The sequence below is a fragment of the Vreelandella sp. 21 genome, from assembly GCF_050995515.1.
In the GTDB taxonomy this organism is placed as follows: domain Bacteria; phylum Pseudomonadota; class Gammaproteobacteria; order Pseudomonadales; family Halomonadaceae; genus Vreelandella; species Vreelandella alkaliphila.
Map to the genome: position 1 here is coordinate 2,528,123 of NZ_CP194673.1, position 14,989 is coordinate 2,543,111.

Consider the following 14,989-nt stretch of genomic DNA (forward strand, 5'->3'; position numbering starts at 1 on the left):
CCCCTAGTCATTCGATACCAGATCAGAAAATTCATCGCGCTGGATGAGTGCGTAGGCGCTGGCTAAAGCCTTGCGTAGCTCAGTGGCGCTAAAGCACGCTTGTGCACGGTGTCGAGCAGACTGCCCTAGCTGCCTGCACTGGTCAGGATCATTCGCCAACATCGCCACCTGCTGGGCAGCCATCAATGAGTCACCAAAGGGAACTAATATGCCAGTAGTCGCATCGCCATTTTCAGCAGCAACGACAAGCTCACCCAATGCGCCCCAATCATACGCCACAACAGGCCTAGCCGCGGCCATCGCTTCTAACACAGTACGGCCAAAAGACTCCTGGAAACGAGATAGGTTCACCACGATATCCAGCTGAGCCAAGGCTGCCTCAGGATTTTCCACATAGCCCGCAAAACGTATATTAGTAGGCGCTTTGCCTTGAGTTTGACGACGCAGCAGGTCATCAATAGCGGGCGTTTGCGCACCAAATAGCACTACTTCAACCCTTGGGGCCAGGGTGGATAAATGACCCGCCATTGCTTCTACATCTTTCAAACCTTTTTTAGCCACATTACTGCTCAACATACCCACGCGAACGCCGCTTTTCTGAGTAAAGTCAACGTCTGGCAGTGCAAGCAAGGGCAACATATCAATGGTGTTAGGTACGATCGCAAGACGCGCAGACGAGCCAGGCAATGCAAACGCTTCAGCCACACACTGAGAATTTACGATGACGACATCCGCAAGCTGATGCACGTGGTTCACTAGCTCATCCGGCGTCGCCCCGAGCAATGCACATAAGCTCTCATCGAAGGCAGGCAGTTCTCTCACATGCACAAGGGAAGGAATACCTGCACGCTTTGCCGCGAGGTATGGCTCATGCAGCACCGCCGTATTGCCATGCAGTGCCTTAACGTTATAGCGAGATAGTAGCGCTTCAAACTGGGCTACCGTTGTTTGGTCGGCTTGTTTGCCCATCTGCCACCAACCATAGGGCATTACGACCAGTGCACGACAACGCGTTAGCAATGCCTGTTCGTAGGCCACGTTGTTAGCTTCAGGGAGTGTCACCACCACGTTCCAACGCAACTCGCCCATCGCGTCCAGCACATCTAGAAGGCTGCGCTCTGCGCCAAACAGCGTACTGCCCGCCTGATGAGCACATAGCATTACGGTAGGCCGGTTTGCAAAAGTCCGCTTACCCTGCCATTCGGGCAGTGGCTGATAACCCTTTGCCTGCCCCACACTTAGAAAATGAGCCAGCGGATTAAGGTTAGTTTCTGCAACCTCCAGATAACGGCGCATATAACCAGAGGTCGAAAAACCTGGGCCAGGATCACGCCCCTCGCCTGCACCACTTTCCATGTAGTGGCTTAACGGCTCTACCGGCGTCTGTTGCAAATCGATATAGCGGGTAAGGTACCAGCCCGCATCTAACAAGCCAGACTCACTCACCAGCTCAAACTCACTTGGCGGGGGATTCGGAGGAGCCGTCTCTCGAAGCATGCCTGCCGGAGCGGTAAATAATCGCTCCGTAGGCGCGATAGGCATATTCAGCTCCTGTCTCAACCCCTGTCTCAACCCCTGTCTCAACCCCTGTTTCAACTCCTGTGCCGACTGATGCCAGCGCCCTGCCGCTTGCATATAGCGGAAACGGTCGCCGGTGAATTGGCTCACCAAATGAGACGAGGCATGCTGGCTTAACGAACCACCATCGGCGAGCCCAAAGGAAAGCGGTATGCCTGGCAGCACGTCACTAACGCTGCCTGCACCGAAGGCGGCTTCTACCCGCCAGCGCCATTCAGTATCCGCATTGACCTTTACCCCATCCCAATAGCCCAGGGCTTCAAACACCTCACGACGGAACATCAGCGACGACATGTTTGGATACACCCAGCCGTACTCATCCAACCGCCAACGGTGGAACATAAGCTCAGGAGTTACCCGCACCCAGTGAGACAAACAGGCTTTTATGGCTGGTTGTTCCATTAACGCCCGGCATTGCAGCGAAAGCTTTTGAGGATGCGACCAGTCATCGCTATCGTGGGTGGTAATAAATGGAGCAGTGGCCGCCGCCATACCCGTATTACGGGCAGCGTAAGCCCCTTGATTATGGGAGTGACGCAGCAACACCAGTTCTATATTTGGCGGCAAACTGTTCTGAAGCTGTTCGACCTTAGCAACGCTGCTATCGGGGCTAGCATCGTCCACCACGATAATTTCCAAGCGCACGTCGCGTTGGCAAAACAAGCTAGTTAGCGCCATCGTAATCGTACGTTCCGCGTTATACAGCGGAATAATGACACTCACGTGAGGAGTGAAGGGTAAAGGGTGAGTGGTGTGAGGTGAATGGTGAGGAGTAGCTCCACTACCGCTTGATAAGCCTCCACCGAAGTCAGTATCGGAATAGTCAGGCGCTAGATTATACAAATGCAGCGGCTGTTCGGGGTCAGCCAAGGTAATTGGCTGCAATCCCTGGGCTTGAAAATAGCGATTAATTACCGCCAAACGCTCCAGATCTGTGTCTGGGGTTAACCGTTCTTTCGATAAACTGAACGCATTCGCCTTGGCTAACGCGGTATCAGCATGGCCTGGATAATGTGCTTCTAAAAACACGAGCGCCTGAGCTAACGCGCTTTTACACTGAGAAGAGTCGTCAGACTGCTGGCAGCAAGCATCTACCACCAGCAATGCCGGGCCAGCAAAGCCAAAATTCGGAAGTTTCCCTTCCGGCAGCAGAACCTCTAACACCGCTGACCAGTTCGCCTGCCAGGCGTACCACCGAGCAAGCTCCCAACGAGCGGTTAAGCGCTCAAGTGGCGTTGCATTATTAGCAGTAAGTAAACGTTGCAAGCGTGGCAACACAACGGCTTCAGCCCCACGCCACAACGCGTGCCCCCAGCCAATGGCTTGATTGCGACACGGTAAGCGCCCTTCTGCCTTACCATGGCGCTGGTAATGCTGCCAAGGGTCGATACCGGCCTTGGCCACATCTGGATACGCAGCCAGGTACCACTGGGCATCAAAGGCATCGTTATCAAGGAGCTCATTATTAAGCCCTTGGTTAAGCCCTCCCTTAGAAGCACTTTTAAGGGGGGCACTGGCAAGTGATTTACCGGTATGTGCCTTACGTAACCACTTAGCTAAAAAAGAGAGCATGGCAACCTATTATCAAAACACACTAAGCTTAATCGCTGCCGAACAGGTCACGGGTATATACTTTATCCGCTACATCCTGCAGCTCATCCACCATGCGGTTCGCCAAAATCACATCGGCTTTTTGTTTAAACACATCTAAATCGCGCATTACTTCAGAATTGAAGAACTCATCTGCATCAAGCGCCGGCTCATAGACCACCACTTCAATACCCCTAGCCTTTAATCGCTTCATCACACCCTGCATAGCGCTGGCACGAAAGTTATCAGAGCCAGTTTTCATAATCAGCCGGTACACGCCCACCACTTCTGGGTTTCGGCGCATAACGGATTTTGCGATAAAATCTTTACGGGTACGATTTGCCTCAACAATAGCTTGAATTATGTTGCTAGGCACATCTTGATAATTGGCCAGCAACTGCTTGGTATCTTTCGGCAAACAATAGCCGCCATAACCAAAACTTGGGTTGTTGTAGTGTTTACCAATGCGCGGATCCAAGCCTACACCTTCAATAATCTGCTTAGCATTCAACCCATGCGATTCCGCATAGGTATCCAGCTCATTAAAGTACGCCACGCGCATCGCTAAATAAGTATTAGCAAACAGCTTGATGGCCTCAGCTTCCGTGCTGTTAGTCAGCAGAACATCGATATCTTTCTTAACCGCCCCTTGCTTTAGTAGCTCGGCGAAGACAGCTGCACGCTCGGAACGCTCACCCACAATAATTCGCGAAGGATAGAGGTTATCGTGCAGGGCCTTTCCTTCACGTAAGAACTCTGGAGAAAACAACAGGTTTTGTGTGTTAAAACGTTCGGCGGCTTCCGCGGTATAACCGACAGGCACGGTAGATTTAATAACCATCACCGCATCAGGGTTAATACGCATTACCTGAGTAATCACCGCCTCAACGCTTTTGGTATTGAAGTAGTTGGTTTCTGGATCGTAGTCGGTCGGGGTAGCAATAATGACAAAATCTGCCCCTTGGTAAGCGGCCTCGGCATCCAGGGTTGCCGTAAAGTGCAAGTCCTCCCTCTCAAGAAACGCTGTCACCTCAGCATCCTCAATCGGAGAAACACGGTTATTTAGCTTTTCGACCTTTTCAGGAACGATATCAACGGCCACCACCTCGTTGTGCTGAGCCAATAACATCGCGTTTGAAAGGCCCACGTAGCCCGTGCCAGCGACTGCAATTTTCATCCAACCTCACCTAAAGTCGTTACATACGATGCCAGACTATTGATTTAAAACGCTTAACTAAAAACCGTCAGGTTAGCCAGTGGGTAACGCTTTGGCAATATGCTCTGCACACCATTTCGCCAACTGCGCATCACCCGCTTCTACCATCACGCGAATTAACGGCTCAGTGCCTGATTTACGTAGCAGCACACGGCCATTGGTAGCGAGCTTATCTTCCGCCTCGGTAAGCGCTTTCTTAACCGGCACACTTTCAAGTGGGTCTTCGTTTTTACTGGCTTTAAAACGCACGTTAACCAGCACCTGGGGCAGCTTACTCATGCCCTGCTTAGCCATGTGGAGCGTTGTGCCCTGGTTGAGCAATGAAGTCAGCACGCGCAGGGAAGCAATCACCGCATCTCCCGTAGAGGCATGGTCCAGGCTCAGCAAATGGCCAGAGCCTTCCCCGCCTAAGCGCCAACCTGTATTTTTTAGCTGCTCCATCACGTAGCGGTCGCCTACTTTTGCGCGCACAAAAGGCACTTCAATCGCAGCCAATGCTTGCTCAAGCCCCAGGTTGCTCATCTGGGTGCCAACAATGCCGCCCGTATAACCAGCATCTTTGGCATCTTTCGCCAACAAAAATAGCAGCTCATCGCCATCAACGACGGCCCCCGTGTGATCAACCATCATCAGACGATCGGCATCACCATCCAACGCGATACCAAGGTCGGCTTCGTGTTCTAATACGGCTGTGCACAGGCTGCGCATAGAGGTCGCACCACAGTTCGCATTAATGTTCACACCGTTAGGCTGGTCATGAATGCTAACAACCTCAGCACCTAACTCTTTGTAAACAGCAGGCGCTACTTTGTAGCCAGCACCATTCGCGCTATCCACTACAATTTTCAGCCCGCTCAAGCTTAATGTGCTGGGCAGCACGGCTTTGCAGTATTCGATATAACGGCCAGCGGCATCGTCTACACGGCGCGCTTTACCCAATGCTTCTGAACCTACACACTCCATACCGCCTTCCAGGGCAATATGGAGCTTATTTTCAATTTCATGCTCTTGGGCATCAGTTAGCTTATAGCCCCCTTGCCCAAATATTTTGATACCGTTGTCGTCAAACGGGTTATGAGAAGCGCTGATGACTACCCCGGCATCTGCACGGAAGGTAGAAGTAAGGTACGCCACACCCGGTGTAGGTAGAGGCCCAACCAGCGCCACATTAACGCCCGCCGCTGAAAAGCCCGCTTCCAACGCAGACTCCAACATGTAGCCACTGGCCCGGGTATCTTTGCCAATCAACACTTCTTTAATACCTTCCGCCCCCAGCACTTTGCCAGCGGCCCAACCCAGCTTCATTGCAAAGTCTGGGGTCATGGGGAATTCGCCAACACGGCCACGAACGCCATCGGTGCCAAAATATTTACGCATGTCAAAACCTGAATAGTGAGTGGTGAATAATGAAAAGTGAATGGTGAGCCCCCCGAGGGTGCGCTGACGCTTACACCGCGCTACAAAACCTGTGCATTCAATACGTTTGTAGCGCGGTGTAACGAATCTCGCGAGGAACAAGCCAATGAGGCACCCTCAGCGGCAGCCCGACGCGAAAGACGGCAGAACAACGCTCAACGGCACCAAATCCCGGCACACCCAGCTCTACCGCGCGGGTGCGCTGACGCTTACGCCGCGCTACAAAACCTGTGCATTCAATACGTTTGTAGCGCGGTGTAACGAATCTCACGAGGAACAAGCCAATGAGGCACCCTCAGCGGCGGCCCGACGCGAAAGACGGCAGAACAACGCCCAACGGCACCAAATCCCGCCACACCCAGCTCTACCACGCGGGTGCGCTGACGCTTACGCCGCGCTACAAAACCTGTGCATTCAATACGTTTGTAGCGCGGTGTAACGAATCTCGCGAGGAACGAGCGAATGAGGCACCCGCGAAGGCGGCGAAGCCGCCCCTGGATTTACTCTACGGTGACGCTTTTCGCCAAGTTACGGGGCTTGTCTACATCCGTGCCCTTAACCAGCGCTACGTGGTAAGACAACAGCTGAAGTGCTACCACGTGCAACACGGGCGAAAGCAGGCCGTAGTGTTCTGGCATCACCAGTACATTAACGCCTTCACTCGGCTTAACAGCGCTACCACCATCAGCAAACACATAAAGCTGACCGCCACGGGCGCTCACTTCTTGCATGTTAGCTTTTAGCTTTTCAAGCAGCTCATCATTAGGCGCCACCACCACCACTGGCATATCTGCATCAACTAATGCTAACGGGCCATGCTTCAGTTCCCCAGCAGGGTAAGCTTCTGCGTGGATATAGGAGATTTCTTTCAGCTTCAGCGCCCCTTCCAACGCAATCGGGAAGTGGCGGCCACGGCCTAAGAACAGCGCATGATGCTTATTGGCAAAATGCTTCGACCACGCCTTGATGCTTGGCTCTAGCGCCAGCACTTTTTCAACCGCGATGGGCAAGTGGCGCAGCTCATCCAAATAGGCTTTTTCATCTGCTTCATCTAGCCGCTGATTCGCTTTTGCCAACAACAGCGTAAGCAAAAATAGTGCGCTGAGCTGGGTGGTGAAGGCTTTCGTAGAGGCAACACCAATTTCCGGGCCAGCACGGGTAATAAAGCGCAACAGCGTTTCGCGCACAATGGCAGATTCAGGTACGTTGCAAATCGCCAATGTATGGGTGTGCCCCATTGATTTAGCGTGCTGCAACGCGGCGAGGGTATCAGCGGTTTCGCCCGACTGAGAAATAACCACGACGAGCTGATTAGGATTCGCTACGCTGTGGCGATAACGGTACTCACTAGCAATTTCAACATGGCACGCAATACCGGCGACTTGCTCAATCCAGTACTTAGCCGTCATACCCGCATAGCTAGACGTACCACAGGCCAGAATCAATACGGAATCTACCTGCTCAAAAACGCCTTGCGCTTCTGCGCCAAAAATACCCGGCTGCAACTGGCCTGCACCGCTCAGCATTTCCAGCGTGTTACCCAATGCCTGGGGCTGCTCAAACATCTCTTTTTGCATGTAGTGATTAAACTCGCCTAGCTCAACTGCATTCGCAGAAAGGCTAGAGGTAATCACTTCCCGCTGAGCGGGCTGGCCAAGCGCATCAACCAACGTGATCGAGTCACGCGTTAAGCGCGCGACATCACCATTTTCCAGGTACATCATACGCTGAGTGACAGACAGCAGCGCCGAGGCATCTGAAGCGGCATAGTGGCCGTCATCAGCAATACCTAGCATCAGCGGCGAACCTTCACGAGCCACCACTAAGCAATCCGGCTCTTCTTCGCTTACCACTGCCAGAGCAAAAGCGCCTTGCAATTGCGCCACAGCACAACGCACTGCAGAAAAAAGATTTTCCGCTGGTTCGCCAATTTCGCCTTTAAAGCAGGCTTGAATGAGGTGCGCAATGGTTTCAGTGTCGGTGTCTGAAGTGAACTCGTACCCTAACCCCTGAAGCTTTTCACGGAGGGTTTCATAGTTTTCAATGATGCCATTGTGCACAACGGCTAACCCGCTAGAAATATGCGGATGAGCGTTACGTTCAGCAGGAACACCGTGCGTTGCCCAACGGGTGTGCGCTATGCCCACATTACCCACTGCACCCTTCTCTGCAACTCGGGCTTCCAGTTCAGACACGCGGCCTTTAGCACGGGCGCGCACCAAAGTCCCGGATGCATCTAGCACGGCTAACCCAGCAGAGTCATAGCCGCGGTATTCAAGCACTTTCAAGCCTGAAAGCAAAAACGGGGTACATTCCATTGCGCCAATGGCGCCGACGATTCCGCACATACTCAATCCTTTAATAACGACTTATAACGACGATGGCTTTCACTCGCATGCAAAGAGCCATGTGCAAAGAACCATTTGCAAAAAACGACTAGCAAAAGGCCATTTGCAAAGGACTGTTTACAAAGATCCGTCACAAAGACCAGTCTCAAAAACCCGTCTCAAAAAACAGTCACAAGAGACCAATCATTGCCTGTATAAAGACCGATCATGGAAAGTATCCCATGAACGGCCTCTTAAAGGGGAGCATCTTACACTCCCCATGGCTCAGCCTTCAAAGCATGTCCTTCAAAACATGGCCTTAAAACATGGCCTTAAAACATGCCCTTCAAAACATGCCCTTCACGCATTTCCCCAAACAATAAAATATGGGTTGAGCTTTTCGCTGGGGTTGGCATAGCTAAGCGGTTTGCCCTCTAGCGTTTCAACCCGGCCACCCGCTTGAAGCACGACCGCATGAGCGGCGCCGGTGTCCCAAAGGCAGGTAGGGCCTAAACGGGGGTAAGCATCGGCCTTTCCTTCTGCGATTAAGCATAGTTTAAGCGAACTACCCATGGGCAGCATCTCATGCTTACCCAGCTTTTCAAGCCACGCTGCTAAATCCGGGCTGGGGTGCGAGCGACTACCCACAACACGCCAAGAGGAAGCAGCTTCCGGCTCGCCCGCAACACGAATTTCGTGGCGCTCGCCATTCGCTTCCACCTTGAAAGCACCTAAACCTTCAGCGGCGACATAAGCGGTTTCAAGCGCCGGAGCGGTAACAACGCCCAACACGGGTTTGCCGTTTTCAATCAGCGCAATATTAACGGTGAACTCGCCGTTACGCTTGATAAACTCTTTTGTGCCATCAAGCGGGTCTACCAGCCAATAGCGACCATTGCTATCTACCCCGGCAAAGCCTTCTGCATCTTCTTCAGAGAGTATTGGCAACTGCACTGGAAGACTTTGCAGGCCGCGCATAATCACATGATGGGCAGCTTGATCCGCTTCAGTTAATGGGCTTTTGTCTTCTTTTTCTTCCACGCTAAATTCGCGTGCATAAACCGCCATAATGGCATCGCCCGCTTCACGAGCAATACGTTCCACAGAATCCAATAACGCTTGATCAATCATCTTGTCATTTCCTTATGATTAAGCCACCAAACAGCGACTAGCTGCTTGGTGGCTTATCAGTATTTACATTACGCGTTTAACCTACACTGCGTGGAGATCAGCTAATCAGACCAAGCTCCCGTAATGCCTTAATCACACTATCAGCCGCTTCTTCGGCACTCATTTCTGAAGTTTTCAGATGAATATCTGGTGACTCAGGTGCTTCATACGTTGAATCAATGCCCGTGAAGTTTTTCAGCTCACCGCGACGGGCCTTTTTATAAAGCCCCTTAGGATCCCGGGCCTCCACTACATCAAGCGGCGCATCTACAAAAATCTCGATGAACTCACCCGCTTCCAGCAAATCTCGCGCTAGTTGACGCTCGCTGCGGAAAGGCGAAATAAACGCAGACATAACGATCAACCCGGCATCAACCATCAGCTTGGCGGTTTCAGCTACACGGCGCACGTTTTCAACCCGATCAGCATCGGTAAAGCCTAAGTCACGGTTTAAACCATGACGAACGTTATCACCGTCCAGTAAGTAGGTATGCTGGCCCTGAGTAAATAGCTTTTTCTCAACCAAATTAGCGATCGTTGATTTACCAGCACCAGAAAGACCTGTGAACCACAGAACTGCGGGCTTCTGGCTCTTCGCCAACGCACGTGCCTGCTTATCAATATCCACGTGTTGCATATGAATATTCTGGCTACGACGAAGGGCAAAATGCAGCATACCTGCACCCACCGTATTATTCGTCATACGGTCAATCAGGATGAAGCCACCGGTATCGTGGTTATCTTGATAAGCATCAAAAGCAACCGCACGGTTGAGGCTAATCGTGCAGATACCAATGCCGTTCAAATCAAGCTGCTTGCCAGCCGTGTGTTCCAGCGTATTAACGTTAACCTGATATTTAATATCGGTAACGGTCGCTGACACCATCTGGGTGCCTAGCTTCATTAGGTAGGGGCGGCCCGGCAGCAGCGGCGCCTCATGCATCCACACCAACGTTGTTTCGAACTGATCAGCCGTATGCGCAGGCTGCTCTACACCGGAAATGACATCACCCCGGGAGATATCAATTTCATCTTCCAACAGTAGCGTTACCGATTGGCCTGCCACCGCCTCATCCAAGTCACCATCAAAGGTGTAGATGCGTGACACCGTACTGGTTTTACCAGAAGGCTGAACACGGATCTGATCGCCAGGGCGAACAACACCACTTGATACCATGCCACTGAAACCACGGAAATCCAGGTTAGGACGGTTAACCCACTGCACTGGCATCCGGAAGGGAGAGCGCTGCAAATGCTCTGCATCTAGCTCTACGGTTTCCAAATAGCCCATCAGCGTAGTGCCGTGATACCAAGGCATGTGCGGGCTTGGCTCAATAACGTTATCGCCTTTCAATGCCGACATGGGGATAAACGTAATATTTTCCAAACCGAGCTGTTTGGCAAACGTACGGTACTCTTCAACGATTTGGTCAAAACGCGCTTTAGAGTAATCTACCAAGTCCATTTTATTGATGGCAACGACGACATGCCGCATGCCCATCAAAGACATTAAAAAACTGTGGCGACGAGTCTGTGTCAAAATGCCGTGGCGCGCATCAACCATCAAAATAGCAGCGTCTGCCGTGGAAGCACCGGTCACCATGTTACGAGTGTACTGCTCATGCCCAGGCGTATCAGCAACGATAAACTTGCGCTTTTCGGTGGAGAAAAAGCGATACGCTACATCGATAGTGATGCCTTGCTCGCGCTCTGCTGCCAAGCCATCAACCAGCAGCGCGAAGTCCATGTCGCCGCCCTGAGTACCGAACTTTTTAGAGTCAGCTTCAATAGCAGCCAACTGATCTTCAAAGAGCAGTTTAGATTCAAACAGCAAGCGGCCAATCAGGGTGCTTTTACCGTCATCGACGCTGCCACAGGTAATAAAACGCAGCAGGCCTTTATGCTCGTGGGCCTTCAGGTAACCTTCGATGTCTTCGGCAATGAGTTCAGATGAATGCGACATTAGAAGTAACCCTCTTGCTTTTTCTTCTCCATGGAGGCAGCGCTATCGTGATCAATCACACGCCCCTGACGTTCTGACGTCTTGGTCAACAGCATTTCTTGAATGATGGCCGGAAGCGTATCGGCTTCAGACTCCACCGCCCCTGTTAGGGGGTAGCACCCAAGCGTACGGAAACGAACCTTGCGCATCATCGGGACTTCACCCGACTCCAGCGGCATGCGCTCATCGTCCACCATGATCAACGCACCATCGCGTTCAACCACCGGGCGCTCTGCTGAGTAGTAAAGCGGCACAATGGGAATATTCTGCAGATGGATATACTGCCAGATATCCAGCTCGGTCCAGTTAGAGATGGGGAACACACGAATAGACTCTTTAGGGTTCTTACGCGTGTTGTACAGCTTCCACAGCTCAGGACGCTGATTTTTCGGGTCCCAACGGTGTTGAGCAGAGCGGAAAGAGAACACGCGCTCTTTGGCACGAGACTTCTCTTCATCACGACGAGCACCACCAAAGGCCGCATCGAACCCGTACTTATCAAGCGCTTGCTTCAGGCCTTCAGTTTTCATCACATCGGTGTGAATCGCCGAGCCGTGCGTAAACGGATTGATGTCTTTCTCGATCCCTTCCGGGTTGATATGCACCAGAAGATCCATGCCGATCTCTTCGGCCATTTTATCGCGGAATTCATACATCGCGCGGAACTTCCAACGCGTGTCTACGTGCAAGAGCGGAAACGGCGGTGGTCCAGGCGCAAACGCCTTACGTGCCAAGTGCAGCATAACCGCAGAATCTTTACCGACGGAATACAGCATGACTGGATTTTCAGCCTCGGCGACCACTTCGCGCATAATCTGAATACTTTCTGCTTCCAGACGCTGCAGATGGGTGAGTGATGTCATCATCTATCCCAATGTTATATGAAAAAATCGTTCTCAAGTGGCCACTCGGGGCGCTGACTTAAAAACCCTTAACTTCAGTAATTTACGCAACTAGTGCGGCCCTATTAACACAGCCCTATTAACACAGCCCTATTAACACAGCCCTATATGGGAAGCGTAAAATCAGCAGGCACTGGCACTAGCCAAAACGCAGGCTGCTGCGCTAACCAGTCAGTCACTTCTGGGCTAGCTGAAAGCAAAGCCCCATGAAATACCAGAGCAGCAGCACCGGATGAATTTAATGCACCAAATACCACTAAGTAATCTTGCGCTTCAGGCGGCTTTTTAAAGCAACGCATTAATAACCGCCCCCTGGGACCATGCAAATAAATCTGGTACACAGAACCAGATGGACGAGCCACCCGCCGAACACCACCTTGCCAACGTTGGTCCGCATCTTTCAGCTTGGTAAAAACGGGAGCCACCGCGCTGCGAAACCAACGCCCCTCTTGGGAACGCTGCTTTGCTAGGTAGTTATTTGCTAGGTGGCTATTTGTTAAGTACTCAAATTTCCAAGGCTTATGCTTCAACCCTTGCGCTTCCCACCAGTGTTCAATCGCCCGCTGAGATAGCACAACGCCGTGTTGCGTACTAAGCCATTCAGCCAATCCAGCACTGCTCCAACCTGGTGCTAGGTGCAATAAACTATTTTGTGGCTCCTGATAAAGCGCCTGCCACAAAAGCGCCTGGACATCTGCCCCAAGGACGTTAGCCTGACCTTTTAAACGCCCGCGGGGTTTGACGGGCACCGCTGCCCAGCCGCCTTCACGAAAAGCTTTCCAAGCAGCCGAAACGGTCGGCGCAGAAAGCCCTGTTTGCTGGCAGGCTACCGCAACGGTATGGCCGTCTAAACGAAGCTTAACCGCCTGCTTACGGCGTTCGTTTAGCAATTCAGGCGATAAATGTTTAATGGCCAATATTGAGCATAAACCTTTGATTGAAAACAATTAATAAACAACACATAACGCTATCGTTGGCAATTATTAGACACCATCATAAAAGCCCGCGTAGAATCCAGCAAGTTTCTAACATGAATTATGTTTTGTAAGGATTAACATGACCCCATGGGCCGTTTTGTTATCAATAGTTGTATTGCTGGTACTGTTAATCAGCGGAAAAGTTAAGCCTGCGATTGCCTTTGTTACTCTTGCAGGCCTGTTTTTGCTGTTTGGGTTTGTTGATACCAGCACGTTGCTAATGCAATACACCAACCCCGCATTGGCTACGCTACTCTTACTACTATTGGTGTCACTCGCATTAGAGCGCTCGCCACTGCTGGACTGGCTTTCCCGCCACTTACTCAAAGGCCACCCCCGCTTAGCCACGGCCCGGCTAATGGGAAGCACCGCGGTGCTTTCTGCATTTTTGAACAACACCGCAGTCGTTGCAGCTTTTTTAGGGGCTATTTCCCGCCAACAGCGCATTGCACCATCACGGCTATTAATTCCGCTTTCTTACGCCTCGATTTTAGGAGGGATCACTACGCTGGTAGGCACATCCACTAACTTGGTGGTGAACTCATTTAATCTTAGCGCCAGCGGTAGTGAGCTAGGCATGTTTCAATTCAGCCTAGTGGGGGTGCCCGTTGCATTAATCACGCTATGCATACTGCTATGGCGGGCGAATGCCCTACCTCACCATCGCTTGGAAGACACCGACGAAAAGCTCTCCTACTTTCTTGCTGCAGATGTAGAAGCCGACTCACCGATGATTGGCAAGAGTATTGAAGAGAACGGCTTAAGAAGCCTAAATGGGCTTTATCTATTGGAAATTGAACGCCAAGGCCGCTTAATCAGCCCCGTTGCGCCAGAAGAACGCCTTCAAGCGGCCGATACGCTCGTTTTTACTGGAGAAGTGAGCAAAGTTCAGGCACTACAACGCTTTCCTGGGCTCAATCTATTTGGTCATCAAGCTGATAACTTGCTAGCCACCAATTTAGTAGAAGTGGTTATTTCACACGAATCAGAACTTTCTAGCAAAACTCTACAGGACGTCGATTTCCGCAGTATGTTTAGTGCAGGGGTTGTCGGCATACGCCGTGGCGGCAAACGTCTGGAGGGTCAGCTTGGCAAAATCCCCCTGCGTGTAGGCGACTGCTTGCTCCTCGCCGTAAGCGCCGACTTTCGCCAACACCGCAACATAGACCGTAACTTTCATCTGCTCAGCGGCAGCTTCACACGCCCGCAGCTTACGCGAAAAGAGAGCATTATTACGCTAGGTGGGTTTGCAACAGTTATCGCACTGGCGACGGCGAACTTACTGCCGCTGTTTCATGGTTTGCTACTGTTGCTGGGCGGCCTATTGCTATTAAAAGTGATTAGCCTGGCAGAATTACGCCGCCGCTTTCCGTTTGAACTTTGGCTGATTATTGGTTCTGCCTTAGGAATAGCACAAGCGTTAGAAAACTCAGGAGCCGCCGCTGTTCTGGCTGGAGGAATGCAGTGGATGTTTAGCGGTTACGGCGTTTACGCTGCCTTTATTGGTTGCTACCTACTAACCCTATTGCTAACCGAAACAGTTACCAATAACGCCGCTGCCGCCCTGGCTTTCCCTATTGCCTGGAGCACCGCCCAAGCCTTTGGTGCCGACCCTTTGCCATTTGTGATGGCGGTTGCCTACGGTGCCAGCGCCTGCTTTTTAATTCCCTTTGGCTACCAAACCCACTTGATGGTGTATTCACCGGGGCGCTATAAGATTACTGATTTCTTCAAGATTGGATTACCCGTTAGCATCACTTACTCAGCCGCAGTCTTAGTGATTACCCCGATGGTGTTTCCTTTTTAGGTTA

The 14,989-nt window shown here is 51.6% G+C and carries 10 protein-coding genes; 1 reads left to right on the forward strand and 9 read right to left on the reverse strand.

The window, feature by feature from the left end:
* Positions 1–3: 3 nt before the first annotated feature.
* The 9 genes from ACN06F_RS11825 to ACN06F_RS11865 all read right to left on the reverse strand — a co-directional run bounded on the left by ACN06F_RS11825 (position 4) and on the right by ACN06F_RS11865 (position 13,118).
* Positions 4–3,150 (reverse strand): glycosyltransferase, encoded by a 3,147-nt coding sequence (locus ACN06F_RS11825; protein WP_433923963.1) that lies wholly within the window; start codon positions 3,148–3,150, stop codon positions 4–6.
* Positions 3,151–3,178: 28 nt separating this feature from the next.
* Positions 3,179–4,345, reverse strand: a complete 1,167-nt coding sequence (locus tag ACN06F_RS11830) for a nucleotide sugar dehydrogenase (RefSeq protein WP_038485898.1) — start codon at positions 4,343–4,345, stop codon at positions 3,179–3,181.
* 72 nt (positions 4,346–4,417) lie between these two features.
* Positions 4,418–5,761, reverse strand: a complete 1,344-nt coding sequence (glmM, locus tag ACN06F_RS11835; RefSeq protein WP_433923964.1) for a phosphoglucosamine mutase — start codon at positions 5,759–5,761, stop codon at positions 4,418–4,420.
* Between the two features lie 97 nt (positions 5,762–5,858).
* Entirely contained in the window at positions 5,859–6,071 is a 213-nt protein-coding gene (locus ACN06F_RS11840) for a hypothetical protein (protein ID WP_433923965.1), read from the reverse strand.
* 229 nt (positions 6,072–6,300) lie between these two features.
* The gene (gene glmS / locus ACN06F_RS11845; RefSeq protein ID WP_095603273.1) at positions 6,301–8,148 is read right to left on the reverse strand and encodes a glutamine--fructose-6-phosphate transaminase (isomerizing); all 1,848 of its coding nucleotides are present in this window, start codon (positions 8,146–8,148) and stop codon (positions 6,301–6,303) included.
* 339 nt (positions 8,149–8,487) lie between these two features.
* Positions 8,488–9,258 carry a 3'(2'),5'-bisphosphate nucleotidase CysQ gene (cysQ, locus tag ACN06F_RS11850; protein ID WP_095603274.1) on the reverse strand — a complete coding sequence of 257 codons (771 nt, stop codon included), beginning with the start codon at positions 9,256–9,258 and terminating at the stop codon, positions 8,488–8,490.
* 97 nt (positions 9,259–9,355) lie between these two features.
* The gene (gene cysN, locus ACN06F_RS11855; RefSeq protein WP_038485911.1) at positions 9,356–11,260 is read right to left on the reverse strand and encodes a sulfate adenylyltransferase subunit CysN; all 1,905 of its coding nucleotides are present in this window, start codon (positions 11,258–11,260) and stop codon (positions 9,356–9,358) included.
* A complete protein-coding gene (cysD, locus tag ACN06F_RS11860; protein ID WP_038485914.1) occupies positions 11,260–12,162 on the reverse strand; it encodes a sulfate adenylyltransferase subunit CysD in 903 nt (300 codons plus the stop codon). Before cysD ends, cysN begins: the two co-directional genes overlap by 1 nt.
* A 143-nt stretch (positions 12,163–12,305) precedes the next feature.
* The gene (locus tag ACN06F_RS11865) at positions 12,306–13,118 is read right to left on the reverse strand and encodes a helix-turn-helix domain-containing protein (RefSeq protein ID WP_433923966.1); all 813 of its coding nucleotides are present in this window, start codon (positions 13,116–13,118) and stop codon (positions 12,306–12,308) included.
* A 139-nt stretch (positions 13,119–13,257) separates the two neighbouring features.
* Here ACN06F_RS11865 and ACN06F_RS11870 point away from each other — a divergent pair, with 139 nt between their 5' ends.
* Positions 13,258–14,985, forward strand: coding sequence for an SLC13 family permease (locus ACN06F_RS11870; protein ID WP_433923967.1), 1,728 nt, complete (start codon positions 13,258–13,260; stop codon positions 14,983–14,985).
* Positions 14,986–14,989: the final 4 nt, after the last annotated feature.

Coding starts and splice junctions, on each gene's coding strand:
- cysN (WP_038485911.1), bottom strand. CDS start 11,260: ATGTCGCATTCATCTGAACTCATTGCCGAAGACATCGAAGGTTACCTG.
- ACN06F_RS11870 (WP_433923967.1), top strand. CDS start 13,258: ATGACCCCATGGGCCGTTTTGTTATCAATAGTTGTATTGCTGGTACTG.
- ACN06F_RS11825 (WP_433923963.1), bottom strand. CDS start 3,150: ATGCTCTCTTTTTTAGCTAAGTGGTTACGTAAGGCACATACCGGTAAA.
- glmS (WP_095603273.1), bottom strand. CDS start 8,148: ATGTGCGGAATCGTCGGCGCCATTGGCGCAATGGAATGTACCCCGTTT.
- ACN06F_RS11830 (WP_038485898.1), bottom strand. CDS start 4,345: ATGAAAATTGCAGTCGCTGGCACGGGCTACGTGGGCCTTTCAAACGCG.
- glmM (WP_433923964.1), bottom strand. CDS start 5,761: ATGCGTAAATATTTTGGCACCGATGGCGTTCGTGGCCGTGTTGGCGAA.
- cysD (WP_038485914.1), bottom strand. CDS start 12,162: ATGACATCACTCACCCATCTGCAGCGTCTGGAAGCAGAAAGTATTCAG.
- cysQ (WP_095603274.1), bottom strand. CDS start 9,258: ATGATTGATCAAGCGTTATTGGATTCTGTGGAACGTATTGCTCGTGAA.